Origin of the sequence: Sinorhizobium sojae CCBAU 05684 (genome assembly GCF_002288525.1) — a bacterium.
Classification (GTDB): Bacteria; Pseudomonadota; Alphaproteobacteria; order Rhizobiales; family Rhizobiaceae; genus Sinorhizobium; species Sinorhizobium sojae.
On the sequence record NZ_CP023068.1, the window covers coordinates 1,956,045 to 1,972,236 of the forward strand.

At 64.2% G+C, this 16,192-nt stretch carries 13 protein-coding genes; 5 read left to right on the forward strand and 8 right to left on the reverse strand.

Features of this window, described 5'->3' with window-relative positions; all coding sequences use genetic code 11:
• Window positions 1-33: 33 nt before the first annotated feature.
• Both SJ05684_RS26880 and SJ05684_RS26890 read right to left on the reverse strand, forming a co-directional pair.
• A complete protein-coding gene (locus tag SJ05684_RS26880) occupies window positions 34-225 on the reverse strand; it encodes a DUF6494 family protein (RefSeq protein WP_034855324.1) in 192 nt (63 codons plus the stop codon).
• A gap of 454 nt (window positions 226-679) precedes the next feature.
• Window positions 680-1,435: a pyridoxamine 5'-phosphate oxidase family protein gene (locus tag SJ05684_RS26890; protein WP_050980030.1), complete on the reverse strand. Its 756-nt coding sequence runs from the start codon at window positions 1,433-1,435 to the stop codon at window positions 680-682.
• 78 nt (window positions 1,436-1,513) lie between these two features.
• Between SJ05684_RS26890 and pdxR the strand changes: the two genes are divergently transcribed.
• Window positions 1,514-2,911, forward strand: a complete 1,398-nt coding sequence (pdxR, locus tag SJ05684_RS26895) for a MocR-like pyridoxine biosynthesis transcription factor PdxR (protein ID WP_083846165.1) — start codon at window positions 1,514-1,516, stop codon at window positions 2,909-2,911.
• A 68-nt stretch (window positions 2,912-2,979) separates the two neighbouring features.
• On the opposite strand, the gene SJ05684_RS26900 is transcribed toward pdxR, so the two are convergent.
• Window positions 2,980-3,981 carry a PQQ-dependent sugar dehydrogenase gene (locus SJ05684_RS26900; RefSeq protein ID WP_034855327.1) on the reverse strand — a complete coding sequence of 334 codons (1,002 nt, stop codon included), beginning with the start codon at window positions 3,979-3,981 and terminating at the stop codon, window positions 2,980-2,982.
• Between the two features lie 364 nt (window positions 3,982-4,345).
• Between SJ05684_RS26900 and SJ05684_RS26905 the strand changes: the two genes are divergently transcribed.
• Together SJ05684_RS26905 and SJ05684_RS26910 are read left to right on the forward strand one after the other, a co-directional pair.
• Window positions 4,346-5,380, forward strand: a complete 1,035-nt coding sequence (locus SJ05684_RS26905) for an extracellular catalytic domain type 1 short-chain-length polyhydroxyalkanoate depolymerase (RefSeq protein ID WP_083846162.1) — start codon at window positions 4,346-4,348, stop codon at window positions 5,378-5,380.
• Between the two features lie 125 nt (window positions 5,381-5,505).
• Window positions 5,506-5,898, forward strand: coding sequence for a VOC family protein (locus tag SJ05684_RS26910; protein WP_034855329.1), 393 nt, complete (start codon window positions 5,506-5,508; stop codon window positions 5,896-5,898).
• A 182-nt stretch (window positions 5,899-6,080) separates the two neighbouring features.
• Here the strand turns inward: SJ05684_RS26910 and SJ05684_RS26915 are convergent, their stop codons facing one another.
• Complete coding sequence (locus SJ05684_RS26915) at window positions 6,081-6,872, reverse strand: aldo/keto reductase (protein WP_034855331.1); 792 nt, start codon at window positions 6,870-6,872, stop codon at window positions 6,081-6,083.
• 238 nt (window positions 6,873-7,110) lie between these two features.
• On the opposite strand from SJ05684_RS26915, the gene SJ05684_RS26920 reads away from it, so the two are divergent.
• Window positions 7,111-7,689, forward strand: coding sequence for an Hsp20/alpha crystallin family protein (locus tag SJ05684_RS26920; protein WP_034855332.1), 579 nt, complete (start codon window positions 7,111-7,113; stop codon window positions 7,687-7,689).
• A 155-nt stretch (window positions 7,690-7,844) separates the two neighbouring features.
• On the opposite strand, the gene SJ05684_RS26925 is transcribed toward SJ05684_RS26920, so the two are convergent.
• Together SJ05684_RS26925 and SJ05684_RS26930 are read right to left on the reverse strand one after the other, a co-directional pair.
• Window positions 7,845-9,407 (reverse strand): PQQ-dependent sugar dehydrogenase, encoded by a 1,563-nt coding sequence (locus SJ05684_RS26925; protein ID WP_034855334.1) that lies wholly within the window; start codon window positions 9,405-9,407, stop codon window positions 7,845-7,847.
• Window positions 9,404-9,868 carry a DUF2231 domain-containing protein gene (locus tag SJ05684_RS26930; protein ID WP_034855374.1) on the reverse strand — a complete coding sequence of 155 codons (465 nt, stop codon included), beginning with the start codon at window positions 9,866-9,868 and terminating at the stop codon, window positions 9,404-9,406. The genes SJ05684_RS26925 and SJ05684_RS26930 overlap by 4 nt, the downstream gene beginning before the upstream one ends.
• Before the next feature lie 243 nt (window positions 9,869-10,111).
• On the opposite strand from SJ05684_RS26930, the gene SJ05684_RS26935 reads away from it, so the two are divergent.
• Window positions 10,112-10,630: a DUF2380 domain-containing protein gene (locus SJ05684_RS26935; RefSeq protein WP_050980032.1), complete on the forward strand. Its 519-nt coding sequence runs from the start codon at window positions 10,112-10,114 to the stop codon at window positions 10,628-10,630.
• Between the two features lie 258 nt (window positions 10,631-10,888).
• On the opposite strand, the gene SJ05684_RS26940 is transcribed toward SJ05684_RS26935, so the two are convergent.
• Window positions 10,889-13,195, reverse strand: a complete 2,307-nt coding sequence (locus SJ05684_RS26940; protein WP_050980033.1) for an amylo-alpha-1,6-glucosidase — start codon at window positions 13,193-13,195, stop codon at window positions 10,889-10,891.
• Window positions 13,196-13,221: 26 nt separating this feature from the next.
• Window positions 13,222-16,182 (reverse strand): FAD-binding and (Fe-S)-binding domain-containing protein, encoded by a 2,961-nt coding sequence (locus tag SJ05684_RS26945; RefSeq protein ID WP_085939081.1) that lies wholly within the window; start codon window positions 16,180-16,182, stop codon window positions 13,222-13,224.
• Window positions 16,183-16,192: the final 10 nt, after the last annotated feature.

A 16,192-nucleotide genomic window follows, 5' to 3' on the forward strand; every position in this document is an offset into this window, starting at 1 on the left:
CGTTTTGCGAAGGTCCCGGCTCGCCAGCCGGGCCTAGGGAAGCTCGATCTCTCCGTCGATTACGTGATTGAGGCCAGTGCCTTCCGCCGTCAGCGTCATGCGGACCTTCAGCGTCTTGCCGCCGACCTGGCCTTCACGCACCGTCTCCTCGATCTTGCGCTGCGAGGTGACACCGACTTCCTTCAGGAACTTGCGGGTCGACATGTTGAAGGCGTCTTCGCTCATGGCAGAACTCCTCTTCGTCCGCATGGGATTGTAAGGGAAGGCATGCGGTCATGAAAGCGGACGGTGACCCCCGTACCATAGAAAAGACCCCGAGCGCGGAGGAGGCGTCGGGGTCTTTGAACCGATCGGGCCCGGGAGGAGGGAGTGCAACCGATCGACGTCTTGCGCAAATGGGAGGAGTTGCTGCGCGTTAACGAAGGTGAGAATAGCGCATTCTTTCGCATGAAATTGTGCCCTGGGTTACAACGCAGCCCCGCAAGGCGCAGACCGACCGGTGTGGACTTGCAGAGGGAGGGGCGCGGCGCCCGAACGGGCGCGGCCGAAACGGGCCATGAGATCACAATGATTTTAGGTCGGATCGACCTAAAATCATGAACGTGATCGATTCTAAGAAGTTCGCGCGGGATGCGGGCGGAAAACCGCGCACACTTTTCCTCATCCCGCGCTAGGGCGCTCAGCCCGCGCTCAGCTCGTATCGCCGCTGGTTCTCCAGCAGCACCTCGTCGAGCCCGCGTCCCGGGGCAAAGCCCGAAAGCCCCTCCGGCACCGGCACATCTGGTGATAGCCGCGAACAGGCCTCGAGCGGGTCGATTACGGTGCGGACTGGAATGACGCCCGCCCAGATCGGCTGCGCATAGTCCTCCTCGTCATCGCCGACACCTGCCGCGCGCATCTTGGCCGAAGCCTCCTCGATCTCCATGCCGATCACCATCGTCGCCTTGATCTCCTGCCGCGCCAATGGACGAAGCAGGCGCGCACGTCCCGGATAGAAGCGCTCGATGAGCGCCTCGAGCGCATGCTCCTTTTCATGCTGGTCATCGATGATCCGCGCCGTACCGAAGCACATGGCCGAGCGGTAGTTCACCGAGTGGTGGAAGCCGGAGCGGGCGAGCACGAGTCCGTCGAGATGGCTGACCGTGAGGCACACGCGCGCGCCGGCCTTGAGCTGACGCAGCATGCGGCTCGCCGATGAACCGTGCCAGTAAAGCCGGCCGCCCTCGCGCCAGTGTATCGTCGGCGTGCAGAAAGGCTCGCCGTCGATCGAATAGGCGACATGGCAGAGCATCGCCGCGTCGAGCACCGCATGAACCGCCTCGACGTCGTAGCGCCCACGCTCATGCAACCGTCGCAGTTTGTTGCGTTCGGAAACGGGATAGGAGCCTGGACTCGCTTCGTTTTCAAGGGGAGGAAGGATCGTATTGCCGGACATGGAATGCTGCGCCTTGTGTTTATGAGCCTGCTGGTCCATGACTGCACCATCCGATTGGTCCAGAATAGAGCCAATTCAATGGAAAAAAACCAGACCATTTTGCCGGACTTTTCGGCACTCATTCCTGTGATGCCGGAGGCGGGCAGGCGATCGCGTGCGCTTTACAGGGCCATTCGCCGGCTGATCGAGACGGGTCAGTTGCCGGCTGGCGCCAAGCTTCCGACGACGCGCGATCTCGCCCGCCGCCTCAGCCTTTCGCGCGGGGCCGCAGTAGACGCCTATGAAGTGTTGGTTGCAGAAGGCTTTGCCGAGGCGCGCGTCGGCGCCGGCACCTTCGTGGCGGCCGAGGTGCCTCAACTCAGTCCGGAGGGGCCGGAAACCGTCGGGGACGAGACGGACCATTCCGGACCTCCGCACCCTTGCACCCTGGGCATCGCGATGGCGGACGAGCGAACCCGGCAGATATTCCGCCAGCTTCTGCATCGCCGGCTGGAGCGGCCGCAGCCGAACTTCTACAACTACGGCGATCCAAGCGGTGAGCGCGAATTGCGCCGGGCGATCGCCGACTACGCAAGGGTGGCGCGCGGCGTCCGCTGCCATCCGGGTCAGGTCATCGTGACTTCAGGCATCCGCCACGGGCTGGACCTTGTGATGCGCGCCATCTTGCGGCCCGGTGACGCGGTCTGGCTGGAGGATCCCTGCTACCTTTCGGCTCACGCGACGATTTCCGGCGTTGGCCTCGATATCGTGCCGGTCCCGGTTGACGGGGAGGGCATCGATGTCGCCGCCGGTGAAGCAATCGGCGGAAAGGCTGCGGCCGTCTATTGCACGCCGTCGCATCAATTTCCGCTCGGCGTGACACTGACCATGCGGCGCCGGCTCGCTTTGATCGACTGGGCAAAGCGCAACGATGCGTGGATCTTCGAGGACGACTACGACAGCGAATTCCGTTTTTCCGGGCCCCCGCTCGCCTCCATCCAGGGCATGGATGATGCCGGCCGGGTGATCTATCTCGGCAGTTTTTCGAAAGTGCTCTTTCCAGGCCTTCGTGTCGGTTACGCGATCCTGCCAGACCCGCTGGTCGAGCCCGTGTTGGCGCTGCGCCGGCAGATGGACCGCCAGCCACCCAGCCTGCCGCAGGGCGCCACTGCCGATCTCTTGAACGAGGGCCACTTCGCGGCCCATCTGCGGCGGGTGCGCAAGCGCGCGGAAGCCTGCCGGAATGCCCTTATCGAGGGGCTCCAGGGCAAAGCGACCGCGCCGGAGCAGGGGCTGCACCTGATCGCCGACCTTGCCGACGAATGCGACGATGAGGCACTGGCTATCGCGGCTCTGGAGCTCGGCATCGGCGCCTTGCCGCTTTCGACCCATTACCTTGCCGCCCCGAAACGAAGAGGGCTGATCCTCGGCTATTCCGGATTCGAGCCGGAGGAACTGCATCGGGCAGGCAGGAGCCTCGCGGAAATGATGCGGTGATTTGATCGTGGCTCGTCCCGCGGCCGCCCGGTCGCCTAACCGGTACTCGTCGCCGCAGCCATTCGGCGTCACCGCCTGAAGACGTGAATTGCGCCTCCTGCATCGTCGGAGACCAGAATGGCGCCGTCCGGGGCTTCCTTGACGTCCACGGGCCGGCCGACATTTCTGATGAAAGGCGTCGCCGAGACCGGGCGGCCGCCGCGGAAGCGCACCCGCACGACCTGATAGCCGACCGGTACCGACCGGTCCCAGCTGCCGTGCTGGGCGACAAGCGCATCGCCGCCAAGGCTGCGGAAGAAGTGAATGCCCAGGGCCGCGACATGGGCCTGGAAGTTGAGAACCGGCGGAATCTGCCTTGCCGGCGGCGTGGCGTGCTCGAAACCGCTGAGCCGGATTTGGCCACCGAAATAGGGGAAGCCGTAAAAGCCGCCCGGCCGAAGCACGTTCAACTCGTCGGGTGGGATATCGTCACCCATGCGGTCGGCGCCGTTGTCGGTAAAATACATGGTGCCGCCGCGCCAGTCGAAGCCGACGGAATTGCGCACGCCCCAGGCGACGCGCCGAAGACCGGAGCCGTCCTGGTTCATGCTGACGATCGTGCCCTGTAGGCCCCGCGGCAGGCAGATGTTGCAGGGCGACCCCAACGAGACATAAAGCCGGGAATCGGGACCGACGGCGATGTAGCGAAGGCTGTGGGCTCCCGAATTCGGCAATCCATGTCGAATGTCGCGCCTCCCGCTCAGAGTGCCTCCGCGCCCGATCTCGAAGGCGGTCACCCTGTCCCTCGAAGCTACGAACAGACGGCCGCGGGAACATGCGACCCCGTTCGGGGCGGAGAACCCGGAGGCGACCCGGCGGGCGCGGCCGCCGGACAGGGGAACGGCATAGACCGAGGACCCCTTGGTTCCGACGAACAATGTGTCGCCGCAGACCGCCATTTCGCGCGCCGCGGGAACGCGCGCGAAGACCTCGGCGCGCGCCGGGCCGGGTGCGAACGCCGCAGCCGAGGCGAGCGCCAGGAAAGCGGTTCTGACGAAGCGATATCCGGTTCTGGAGGAAAAAGCGGCCATCGGCGTCCTCCGCATAGAGGCTGAATTTGCCCCGGGAATTGGAGCGGCGTGCCGTCGTTTCAAGCTGGAGCCCGGACCTCACGATGAAGTGATCCGCTTGATCGCTCCAGTGGCGATATTCATTGTGCAGTGCAGCAACCAATCGCCGCTATAAAGCGTTTCCTCAGCAACAAAGCCGTATTCGATGTGCGGATAGGAACGCCGCAGTTCAAAGTGCTAGCGCGGGGGCAGGAAATGTGTGCGCGGTTTTCCGCCTGCATCCCGCGCTAACCCGTTAAACCATGATTTTAGTCGATCCGACCTAAAGTCATCGTGATCTAGAGCGACCCTTCGCGAGTGATGCGCAGCCCTAAACGGAGGCAGCATGAGATCTCTTTCAGATACTGTGAGACGACTATCCCGACAGCGTTACGCCAGCGAGGTTCCCCGTACCGTCGCCTCCCCGCTCAAACCCCTGGAGCGTTTCGGGCCGAACCCGGGCGAACTTCGAGGCTGGTGCTACGCACCGCAGAGCATAGCACCCTCCCCCGCACTCGTTGTCGTCTTGCACGGATGCACGCAGTCGTCCGCCGTCTACGACGCCTGTTCCGGATGGTCGCGCCTTGCCGACGATTACGGCTTTGCACTTCTTTTCCCGGAACAGGTTCGCTCCAACAACAGCAATCTCTGCTTCAACTGGTTCAATCCGGCCGACGTCAGACGAGGCTCCGGAGAAGTTCTGTCCATCCGGCAGATGGTCGAGCACATGATCGAGCGCTGCAATGTGGATCGGAGCCGAATTTTCATTACCGGCCTGTCCGCGGGCGGGGCCATGGCGAACGCGATGCTGGCGGCCTATCCGGATGTGTTCTCCGCCGGCACAATTCTCGCGGGCCTGCCGTACATGGCGGCGTCGACGGTACCGGAAGCCTTCGATCGTATGCGAGGATATGGCCTTCCGAATACCGAAGCACTGCAAGCCAAAATCCGCAGCGCCTTCGACCATAAAGGGCCCTGGCCGCGGATTTCCGTCTGGCATGGCACCGGCGACGATACGGTGGTGCCCGCAAATGCAACGGCCATCGTGGAGCAGTGGCGCGGCGTGCACGGCATCGGCCCGCATCCGTCCTCCACAAAACGGCGCGGCAGCCGAACGTTGCATATCTGGAAAAACGCAAGCGGGCGCGGCGTCATAGAACTCCACACTCTGTCCGGCATGGCCCACGGCGCTCCCCTCGATACGGCCGCGGGCCACGAAAAGAGCGGGGCCTTCTTTCTGGATGTGGGCATCTCCTCGACCGTTGAAACCGCACGGGCCTGGGGCTTGGGCGGGCCGAAGCTGCCAACCTGTCCAACGGACGGTATCAGGGCAGCGGCTGCGAGTGCCTTGCGGTGGACAGGCCTTCGGCCCCGATCCTGAGCGCCCCCCGGCGAGGCATGGAGAGATCGATCAAAGCGCATCCGAGGTCCCGGAACAAGAGGCGGGCGGGCGTGTTAACCGGTCGAAACCTCCCAAAATCGAACCCACGTCTCCGTGAGATCACCATGGCAATCGACTTCAACCATACGATCCTGTCGGCTCACGACGCCAAGGCCTCGGCAGATTTCCTGGCCGATATGCTGGGCTTGCCGGCCCCGCGACACTGGGGGCCGTTCCAGGTGGTCACGACCGACAATGACGCCAATCTCGACTATATGGAAACGGAAGGTGAGATCGTGCGACAGCACTACGCCTTTCTCGTCGGCGAGGCGGAATTCGACGCGATATTCGGCCGAATCCGCGCGCGGAGGCTGGACTACTGGGCGGACCCCGGCCAGGAAAAGCCCGGCGACATCAACCATCACGATGGCGGGCGCGGCCTCTATTTCGAGGACCCGAACGGCCATCTGCTCGAGATCATCACGCGTCCCTATGGCAGCGGCGGCCGGAACCCTTAAGCCGGCGATGCGGAAAGCGGCTTCCGACGGCCGACGGCCGCTCAGGCCCAGCGACCGTCAAACAGCGGCCTGGTCAGATGACGGGACTTCAACATGCGCTGCCGCGGGACGATTTCCGCGTGCTCATTGTCCTCGTGCTCCGGACCGAGATCGAGGCCGTATTCGGCCTCCCGGCGCGATGCTCAAACGTATGGAAGCGTTCCGAGCGAGGAGTAACGCTCGTTCAAGCCATTGAGGATTTCCATGTCTCCCTCGCTGATCTCGAAATCGAACACGTCGATGTTCTCTTCCAGATGCTGCGGCTGGTTGGCCTTGGGAATGGGGACCGTGGCGCGCCGTAGGTTCCAGCGAATGAGCACCTGCGCCGGCGATTTGTTGTATTTGGCGGCGACCTCCGCCAGCGCCGCGTTTCGCAGCCGCTTTGAGCGCGTAAGCGGGCTATAGGCCTGAATGACGATGTGCCTTTCCGTGGCGTAGCGCAGCATGTCCTCGCTGTAGCCGAACGGGCTCCATTCGATCTGGTTGACGGTGGGCACTTCCCCCAGCGCGTCGATGAGATCCGCCGAATAGTTGCTGACGCCGATGTCCCGCGTCAGCCCTTCCTCTTTCGCCCGGATCAGGCCCCGCCACAGGTCTTCTCCCGCCCCGGTTCTCGGCGGGCGATGTATGAGCATGAGATCGACATGGTCCAGCTGCAGCTCGTCCAGATTCTTGCGCGTCGCCTGATAGGCATCACCCACTTCCTCGACCTTCGTGACCAGATAGAACTCCCCGCGGTCGATACCGCTCCTCTTGATGCCGTCGGCGATGCCCGGTTGGGTGCCGTAGTCGCCCGACGTGTCGATCATGCGGTAACCAAGCTCCAGGGCCGCTTCGATCGTGCCGGCCGTGTCGTTCGTCAATTGCCATGTGCCGACGCCCATCACCGGCATCCTGTTGCCGGTGCGCAGCGCTATCTCGGTCCTCGGATCCATGATTTTCGCCCTCGTATTTCACCCACCGCCGGCCCCCTGACGCCGTGTTCCGCTCTCGGGGTCCAAACAGCGGTACGGGCGAAGTGTTCCGGCAGGATTTCGAGAGCTCGCGAACCGATTCACCTTCGCCACTCCTGAAGGGAACCTAAGCTCGCATCTGGAGTTCGGATTGCGCACTTCACCGGCGCGCCCGAGGCAATCTCCTGGCGCGCCCAGAATCCAGCCCAAGGAGGAAATCATGGCACGAAATCCCTTATCCCCCTTCCGTTCCGGTGGCCTGACCGAACGTGGCTTCGGCGATCCGTTTCTCTCGCTGCACGAGGAGATGAACCGTCTGTTCGACGACGTCTTCCGCGGCAGGTTCGGCGGCCCCTCCCAGCGCGGCTCGGAGGGCAGCGGCATGATCCTGCCGGACATCGATGTGAGCGAAACCGAGAATGAGGTACGCATATGTGCCGAGCTGCCCGGGGTCAAAGAGGAGGACATCGACGTGTCGCTGAACGGCGACATGCTCACCATCCGGGGCGAGAAGAAGTTCGAGCGCAAGGACGACAAGGAGAACTACCACTTCATGGAACGCTCCTACGGCACGTTCCAGCGCTCGTTGCGGCTGCCCTATTCGGTCGATCCGGACAAGGTCGAGGCGGACTTTGGCGACGGCGTGCTCACCGTGACCCTGCCCAAGGGACCGGATGAGGAAAGAAGCCGGAAGATCCAAGTGCAGCACGGCAAGCGACAGGAGTCGATCTCAGCCTCAGGCTCGCAATCAGGCAAGCAGGCCGAAGGACAGCGAGCCGGGAAATCCGGGAAACACTGAGAGAGGGTGTGCCGTGGACGGCACGCGACCCTGTGGCCGAAAAATTGCCAGGTCTTGGCGGTCGATGCGGCCGCCGGGCCAAGGCAAAGGTTGTTCCGTTCGCCATAAAATTGTAGGTCGGGAGACGACGCAAGCATCGTCCCCCACGATCCGCCCTATTGCGCCGTCCCCTCCGGAAGGGTCGCCGGGGCGGTCTCCATCTGCGCCGGCCTCGGCGGTTGCGCATCCCCGCTTTCCGGCTGGGCCGGCTCGACTTGCAGCGGTTCGGCCGGCTGCGGCTCGGTTGCGCCCGTCGCGGTGGTGTCCGCCTCTTCTCCGACATCGCTGGTGAGCGTGGCCCCGTCCTGGCCGTCCGTTCCGACCGGGCGCGGCGTCACCGAGCCGTCGGCGGCCGCGACACGCCAGACCGTATTGCCTGCGTCGTCGGCGATGAGGAGCGCGCCGGTGCCGTCGATGCCGACGCCCACCGGCCGGCCACGCGCCTGGTCGCCGTTGAGGAAGCCGGTCACCACGTCCTCAGCCATGCCTGCCGGCCGGCCGTTCTCGAACGGTATGTAGACGACCTTGTAGCCATTGAACGTGTCGCGGTTCCAGCTGCCGTGCATTCCGACGAAGGCGCCATTGGCATAGGCTTCCGGCATGGCTGAGCCGTTGGTGAAGGCGAGCCCGAGCGCAGCCACATGGCTGGACAGGGCGTAATCGGGCACGATCGCCTTCTCCACCATCTCCGGCCGCGGCGGGTGGACCCGTTCGTCCACGTGATCGCCGAAGTAGCTCCATGGCCAGCCGTAAAAGCCCCCTTCCTGCACCGATGTCATGTAGTCGGGCACGAGATTTGGCCCGAGCTCGTCGCGCTCGTTGACGACGGTCCAGAGGGCGCCGGTTTCGGGGTGGAAGGCCAGACCGTTGGGATTGCGCAGGCCTGAAGCGAAGACGCGGGCAGCGCCCGTTTCGCGGTCCACCTGCCATATGGCGGCGCGCCCCTTTTCAGCCTCCAGCCCACGCTCGCCGACATTGGAGTTGGAGCCTACCGAGGCATAGAGATAACGGCCGTCGGGGCTCAGTGCCAGGTCCTTGGTCCAATGGTGATTGATCGGCCCGCCGGGAAGCGGCGTCAGTACGCTCGGAGCTTCCGTGATCTCCGCCTGGCCAAGCTCATAGGGATAGGCGAGGATAGCGTCGGCCGCCGCCACGTAGAGCGTTCCGTCGGTCCATGCGACGCCGAAGGGAGAGTTGAGCCCCGTCAGAAGATCGCGCCGATCGTCCACCTGGCCATCGCGGTTGGTGTCTCGCAGCAGGGTGATGAGATTGCTGTCCTTCTCCGGGCCACCCCCGCCGCCGCGGGCCACCGACATGATCCAGCCCCGGATCATGTCCTTGGGCCTCGATATCGGCTTGCCGGGCGGTGCACGCCCCTGCACGACGAGAACGTCGCCGTTCGGCAGGGTGTGGACCGTCCGCGGATTGACGAGGTCCCTCGCATAGGCAGCGATGACGAGGCCCTCGGGCACGCCGGGCTTCTCGCTCTCCTGCCATCCGACGACTTCGGCGATCTTCATGTCGGGCAGCAGGTCCGCCGTGGGTTCCGGCAGGACCGGATCGGGGCCGATCTGCTGAGAAACGTCGAAATCGCCGTCGTCGCCGCAACCGGCAAGCATTGACAGGGTGACGCAGCCAGCGACGAGCGCGCTGGCGCGCGGCATGGCGGGTCTGTTCATGATATTTCACTCCCGGGGTGTCGATGGGCTCGTGCATGCCGATGGGCGAGCGAACCGTCGAGCGCGGCGATGATGACGATAAGGAGCACGGTCGCCGCGGACAGGATCAGTCCCCACGGCACGACGGCGGTCCAGCCGTCGCCGGCGTGGACGAGACTGTTCAGGAAGGCAAGCCCGAGGATCAGAACATAGCCGATCGCATGGGGCCAAACCGTCCGGCCCTCAAAACGGGCCGGCCGAAGCAGGAATTCCACCGCGCCGACCACCGCCGCGATGACGCCGAAGACCAGTCCGGCAAGCAACAGCCACTCGGAGAAGTTCTGCCACATGAGGAATCCGGTTTGCCAATAGGCGATGTCGGTCAAAAGCGTCAGAGTGAAGCAGACGACCGGAAACTGCGCGAACAGCAAATGGAACGGGATCACCACGGTTATGGCGGGTCGAGAGTGCTCCAGGCTCATCGGCACCTCCTGCTGCATGTCGGCGCTGTAGCGATTTGCGATTGAAACCGCTGGCTTGCGCATTTGTTCCTCGCCCGAGGCCCGGCCCACAACCGCAACGTCTGGTCGTGCCAAGGAATCGTGCGGCCAGGTGGTTCCGATAAGTCATGCCAAAATCCATGCTAAGCGCTGCGAGCGTCCTCTAGTTATCTCGGCGAAGAAGGACGAAAGTGGTACAAATCGTATAGATTTCGGGAGGGGTCGATGAATATACGGCCGGGATTCCACTCTGCAGTTCGGGCTATCTTCTCAGCCCTGCTCGGTGCAAGCGCCCTTGCATCAGTTGCCGCCGCCGAGACGGTGGAACCGCTGGCCGTTGCCAGTTTCGACTTCAGGGACACGTCCGGCGAAGTCGCAAACCAGATGGCCGAACACGAAGCGCGACTGACGGCGTTTATGTTGACGGTGCGCGAGAAACTGGCGGAAAACCGCAAGATCACCCTCACTTCTTTGGCTTGCGAGCATGAGCAGTGCACAGCCCGCAAGCTAGGGATCGCAGAGCTTTCCAAGCAAGCGAAATCCGCTGGTGCGAGCCATCTGCTCATCGGGGAGGTTCACAAGATGAGCACCTTGGTCGGCTGGGTTAAATATGCACTGTTGGATCTCAACTCCAACAAACCGACCTGTGACCGGTTTTTGACCTATCGCGGCGACACGGATGAAGCCTGGCAACGTGCCGCAAGATTCGTAGCGCGTGATGTTGAAAGGAGCTGCATCCCGTGAGGCGCGAGTTCTCCGTATCGCTCGTCGAGCTGCAATACCGGCTGCCCAACGGCTATTGAAGATCATCCCGTCCCCACATGGCGCAAGCTAGTCAGCGTGTCTCGGTCGCCAGCTTCGTCCGCTGATGGCCATTCTCATCGAAGTTCGCCGGATCCAGCCAGACGAGACAGGCCGGCTTCACCGCCTGCCAGTCCGCGTCTGTCATCGCGAACCACGCCGTGTCCGGTTCAGACCCTTCAGGCGTGAGCGTTTCGCCACTCACTCTTCGACATCGACGTCCAATTGCGCGGTCGTGCGGAGTACATCGACCGCGGCCCCGTTGGCGGTCCGCCGGAACTCCAGGTCGGCCGTGCCTTGACCCACGTGCAGGTCGCGAAGCTCGATCCGGTCTACGAAGTCTGGCAGGCGCGGGCGCACGATCCGCAATTTCCCCGCGAAAGCGTCCGGCTCCAATCCGAGACATGTGGTCAGAAGCAAGGGGACCGCTCCGGCGGCCCAGGCCTGGGGGTGGCAGGCCACGGGATAGTGCACCGGCACCCGGAAGTCCTCGCGCCGGAAGCCCGCCATCGCCTCCGGCAGCCTGTGGTGCCGGAAGTGCATCGCCGCTTCGGTCGTGGCCGTGAAGATCTTCAGAGCGGCTGCGTCCTCGCGATACCGGCGGAAGCCTGCGGCGAGAAGCGCATTGTCGTGCGGCCAGACGGTTCCGAGGTGATAGCCCACCGGATTATAGCGTCGCTCTTCGGTCGACAGGGTTCGCACGCCCCAGCCGCTGAACATGTCGTCCTTAAGCAGGCGAGCCACCGTTCGGTGGGCCTTCTCCTCGTCGGCGATACCCGTCCACAAGGCCTGCCCCGGATTGGACGAAACCACCGCGGCTTGCCGGCCCTCGGCCTCGAGAGCAAGCACGAAAATCCCGTCTTCCTCGCACCAGAAATCGCGATTGAATCGGGTCCTGAGCGCGTCGGCCTCGCGGCGCAGCTCACTTGCCCGCTCGGGCTCTCCGGCGCGTTCGTAGAGATCGGCGATCGAATATTTTGCCGCATAGACATAGCCCTGCACCTCGACGAGTGCGATCGGCGGCGTTGCCAGCGTGCCATCCGCCCGCACGATGGCGTCGCCCGAATCCTTCCATCCCTGGTTCACCAGACCCTTTTCGGAGGCGCACTGGTACTCGACATAGCCCTGGCCGCTAATGTCGCCGTATTCGTCAATCCACGCGAGAGCATGTTCGACCGGATCTCTGAGCTCGTGAAAGAGCGCCAGATCGCCCGTCCAGGCGGAAAGCCGGCCCAGGAGAAGCAGAAAGAGCGGGGTCGCGTCCACCGTGCCGTAAAAGGGGGTATGCGGGATTTCCCCGGTGCCCGCCAACTCGCCCACGCGAAGCTCGTGCAGGATCTTGCCGGGCTGCTCGTCGCGCCAGCCGTCGACACGCTCCCCCTGATAGCGGGCGAGCAGGCGCAATGTCTGCGTTGCAATGTCCGGCTTGAAGGCGAGCATTTCGAGCGCGACGATCAGGCTGTCGCGGCCGAACAGCGCCACGAACCAGGGCACGCCGGCGGCAAAATACTGTTCTCCCTGCAATTGCGAGCGCAGCATGCCGAGATCGCGCAGCGACCGGTCCACGACGCTGTTGAGCAGCAGGCTGTCGCTCTGCATTTTCGTATGCTGCCCCATCCACCGTTTCGAGTCCTTCCGCAGGCTGCCGATGAGATCGTTCACGCGCGTGGACAGCTGCGGCATGCGGCGTTCCGGCTCCTCGTCCTCCGCCTGCTCGCTGCAGGCGATCGTAACTGAAATGGCGCTGGCGTCCCGCGCGGGCACATTGATCCGGAAGGTCGCCGCGGTTTCTTCGGTGCTATCGGGCGCCGGCGAGAACTGAATGGTAACTTTGCGGCGGATGCGGTCGGCACCGTGATAGACGAACTGCAGCTTGCCGTCTCGCCAGGCGGGCGGATCGGGATTGCCCGGCACCTCCAGCAAAAGCTCGCGAACGTTGAAGACATCCTCGAATCCGGCATTGAACCGCAAGGTCACCGGCAAATCGCACGCATCCTGGCCGAAATTTCGAAACGTCAGGATCTCGTGCGCGGCCGCCTGGTCGGCGTCGAGAATGCGTTCCCAGCGGATGCCGAGCTCCTCGTTCGGAATGAGCTTGTTCCCATCGAGATGCAGATCGGGATTGGTCAGCTCGAAAAGCGCCCGGAAGCCGCGCTCCGCCGTCGAGGCGAGGGGAAGAGGGGCCACGCCTGCGATGGTCATCTCATAGCCGCAAAGGAAGCGGCAGTCGTTGAGATAGAGCCCGAAGCCATGGTCGCCCTTCAAGGGTAGCTGCCCGTCGGGCGCGGCCACGTAGAACAGATTGAGGTTCTTGACGCTGACCGCATCGGCAATGCTGCCGACTATGGCAGGCTGCCCCTGGGTCAGCACACGTTGCTTTCGTTCCTGCCGCGCCTCCGGCGTCTCTCGGGCCCGCTCCTCTTCTCGCGCAGACCGTGCGGCCTCGTTTGCCCGGCCGGTTTCCCGCGGCTTACCGGCGGCACTTGCTTCTTGCTTCGACTTAGCCATCTAGACCTCCAGCAATGCTTGTTTCCCTACCGCGCCATCCCCGTCGACTGGTGCCGGAGCGAGCGAGCCAGGAGCTCCGCGACGTGCAGGGTCTGCCGGCCGCTCCCCTGCTCGATCTGTTCGCGGCAACTGAAGCCATTGGCGAGAATAATCGTATCGTCCGGCGCGGAGCGGACAGTCGGCAGCAGCATCCGCTCCGCTGCATTCATCGCGACGGCATACTTCGCCTTCTCCAGGCCGAAGGAACCGGCCATGCCGCAGCAGCCCGAAGCCATGATCTCGTAACCAAGGCCCAGGCGGTCGAGAACCTGCCGCTCCGCTTCGACGTCGAGAACCGCATGATGATGGCAATGGATCTGAACAAGCGCGCGACCGCCCGTGTTTCCGATAAGATCGGTCTCCTCCCGGACGAGAAACTCCGTCAGGAGAGAGGTGGTGTCGGCCAGGCGGCGGGCGCGCTCGTCGCCCGGGAAGAGCCCGGGAAGCTCGTCGCGAAAGGCGCTGACGCAGGCCGGCTCAAGACCGATGATCGGGGTGCCTTCTCGTAGTTCCGGCGCGAGCGCGTCGAAGGTCTGCTGCCACAGCGCCTTCGCCTCCTCGAGGCGGCCCCAATCGTAGAGCGGACGGCCGCAACAAAGCGTCCGATCGGGGATCACGACGTGATAGCCGAGCGCCTCCAGCGCCTCGGTTGCGGCGATCGCGGTTTCGACCCGAAAGTAATTGTTGAACGTATCCGGCCACAACAGCACGCGCCGGCCGCCGCCAGTCTTCGCTTCGTGCCTGCGGAACCAATGTGTGAAAGTCTCGGCGGCATAGGCGGGCAGGCGCCGCTCCGCCGCAATGCCGCCGGCCCATTTCGTGGCGGCCGAGAGCCCCGGGGTCTGGGTGAACGCGTTGGCGAGCCAGGGAACGGCGCCGGCAAGGCGCGACCATCGATGAATAAGCCCCATGGAATAAGCGGCCCGCGGCCTGAGCCGGCCTGCGTAGTGCTGTGCGCGGAACTCGGCCTTATAGGTGGCCATGTCCACCTTGACCGGGCAATCGCTCTTGCAGCCCTTGCAGGCGAGGCATAGATCCAGCGCCTCCTCGACTGCGCGGCTCTTCCAGCCGTCGGTGATCGTGCCGCCGTGAAGCATTTCGAAAAGGAGGCGAGCACGACCGCGTGTCGAATGCTTCTCCTCGCGCGTCGCCATATAGCTTGGGCACATCACGCCTTCACTGCTTTCTGTCCGGCGGCAGGCGCCCACGCCCACGCAGCGCCGGGTCGCCCTGGTGAAACTGCCGCCGTCCTCCTCATAGGCAAAGACATGCGCAGCTTCGGGCGGTTGGTAGGTCGGCCCGACGCGCAGATTGGCGGTGATCGGGAAGGGATCGACGATCTTCCCCGGATTCATGCGGCCTGCCGGGTCCCAGATCGCCTTGAATTCACGAAAAGCCTGGACCAGCTCGCTGCCGTACATCGTCTCGATCAGCGCGCCGCGTGCCTGGCCATCGCCATGTTCCCCGGAGATCGAACCGCCATAGCGAGCGACAAGTTCGGCAGCTTCATCGAGAAAGCTCTGCCAGTTGGCGAGCCCCGCTTCGGTTCTGAGGTCGAACGGAATACGGCAATGGACGAGCCCATCGCCGAAATGACCATAGAACGAGGCCTCGTAGCCGTGCTCGTGCAGCAGGGCCTTGAGGTCGCGCAGGTAGCGGCCGAGCGCTTCGCGCGGCACGGCACTGTCCTCCCAGCCGGGCCAGGTCTCCGGCATGTCCGGCACATGCGCCGTGGCGGCAAGGGCCGCCTCGCGCAGTGCCCAGATACTCCCCTGCCGTTCCTCGTCGCGGATGAGTGCGGTGCTGCAGCCTCTTTGTTTGAACGCATCGAGCGCCCGCGACGCGACGGCCGCGGCGGCCTCCCGGTCGTCGTCGCCGAATTCGGCAACCAGCCAGCCGCCGCCTTCCGGTAGCGCGTCCAGATCCTCGGGGTAGAGATGTTTCTGCCTGACGAAGCGAACGAGAAGGTCGTCGATGCCCTCGAGACCGATCGGTCCGTGGCGCAGCACATCGGGCACGGCGTCGGCGGCCGCGAAAATATCCTCGAAGCCGATGATGGCGAGCACCCGGGCGGCCGGGCTCGGTACGAGACTGAGCGTAGCCCCGAGCGCGGTGACGCAGGTCCCCTCCGTGCCGACGAGCGCGCGGGCGATGTTGAAGCCGTTCTCGGGCAGGAGTTCGTCGAGATTCTCGTAGCCCGACACGCGCCTCGGGATCTTCGGATAGCGGTCTCGGATGTGATCGCCGTATTTGCGGCGAAAGTCATCGAGGGCCCTGTATATCTCGGCTCGGCGGCCACCCGCGGCGACGATCTCACGAAAATCGGCGTCGCTCGTGCGGCCGACGGTCATCCTTGCGCCGTCATAGGTGAGGACGTCGAGCGCCTCCACATTGTCTGAAGTCCGGCCTGCCATGACCGAATGCACGCCGCATGAATTGTTGCCAATCATCCCGCCCAACGTATTGTGGTCGTGGGTCGCGGGGTCGGGACCGAAGGTCAGGTTGTACGCCTCGGCAGCCTCGCGCAGTCTGTCGAGCACGCATCCTGGCTCGACCTCGGCCAAGCGGCGCTCCGGATCGAGCGAGACGATCCGGTCGAGATATTTAGAGAAGTCGAGCACGACCGCGACGTTGCAGGCCTCTCCGGCAAGACTCGTTCCGCCGCCACGCGGCAGGAGCGGCGCGTCATGTTCGCGGCAAAGCGCGACCGTCGTGACCACATCGTCTAGCGTGCGGGGTAGGACGACGCCGAGCGGTACTTGCCGGTAATTCGAGGCGTCGGTCGCGTAGAGCGCCCGGCTGCCGGTGTCGAACCGCACCTCGCCTTCGACCGAACGCCGCAGGGCGCTGCCGAGCGCCTGCCGCCTATCCTCCGGCACCGCGACGAAGGCTTCGGTCACACGCTCGCCACCCGTCCGGCGGCGGTTGATTGTTATCGTGTGCGCCATCGGGTTCTCC

Bases quoted from the DNA above. Each gene is read 5' to 3' on its own strand.
- SJ05684_RS26880 (WP_034855324.1), bottom strand. From the start codon at position 225: ATGAGCGAAGACGCCTTCAACATGTCGACCCGCAAGTTCCTGAAGGAA.
- SJ05684_RS26890 (WP_050980030.1), bottom strand. From the start codon at position 1,435: ATGTCCGGCAATACGATCCTTCCTCCCCTTGAAAACGAAGCGAGTCCA.
- pdxR (WP_083846165.1), top strand. From the start codon at position 1,514: ATGGAAAAAAACCAGACCATTTTGCCGGACTTTTCGGCACTCATTCCT.
- SJ05684_RS26900 (WP_034855327.1), bottom strand. From the start codon at position 3,981: ATGGCCGCTTTTTCCTCCAGAACCGGATATCGCTTCGTCAGAACCGCT.
- SJ05684_RS26905 (WP_083846162.1), top strand. From the start codon at position 4,346: ATGAGATCTCTTTCAGATACTGTGAGACGACTATCCCGACAGCGTTAC.
- SJ05684_RS26910 (WP_034855329.1), top strand. From the start codon at position 5,506: ATGGCAATCGACTTCAACCATACGATCCTGTCGGCTCACGACGCCAAG.
- SJ05684_RS26915 (WP_034855331.1), bottom strand. From the start codon at position 6,872: ATGGATCCGAGGACCGAGATAGCGCTGCGCACCGGCAACAGGATGCCG.
- SJ05684_RS26920 (WP_034855332.1), top strand. From the start codon at position 7,111: ATGGCACGAAATCCCTTATCCCCCTTCCGTTCCGGTGGCCTGACCGAA.
- SJ05684_RS26925 (WP_034855334.1), bottom strand. From the start codon at position 9,407: ATGAACAGACCCGCCATGCCGCGCGCCAGCGCGCTCGTCGCTGGCTGC.
- SJ05684_RS26930 (WP_034855374.1), bottom strand. From the start codon at position 9,868: ATGAGCCTGGAGCACTCTCGACCCGCCATAACCGTGGTGATCCCGTTC.
- SJ05684_RS26935 (WP_050980032.1), top strand. From the start codon at position 10,112: ATGAATATACGGCCGGGATTCCACTCTGCAGTTCGGGCTATCTTCTCA.
- SJ05684_RS26940 (WP_050980033.1), bottom strand. From the start codon at position 13,195: ATGGCTAAGTCGAAGCAAGAAGCAAGTGCCGCCGGTAAGCCGCGGGAA.
- SJ05684_RS26945 (WP_085939081.1), bottom strand. From the start codon at position 16,182: ATGGCGCACACGATAACAATCAACCGCCGCCGGACGGGTGGCGAGCGT.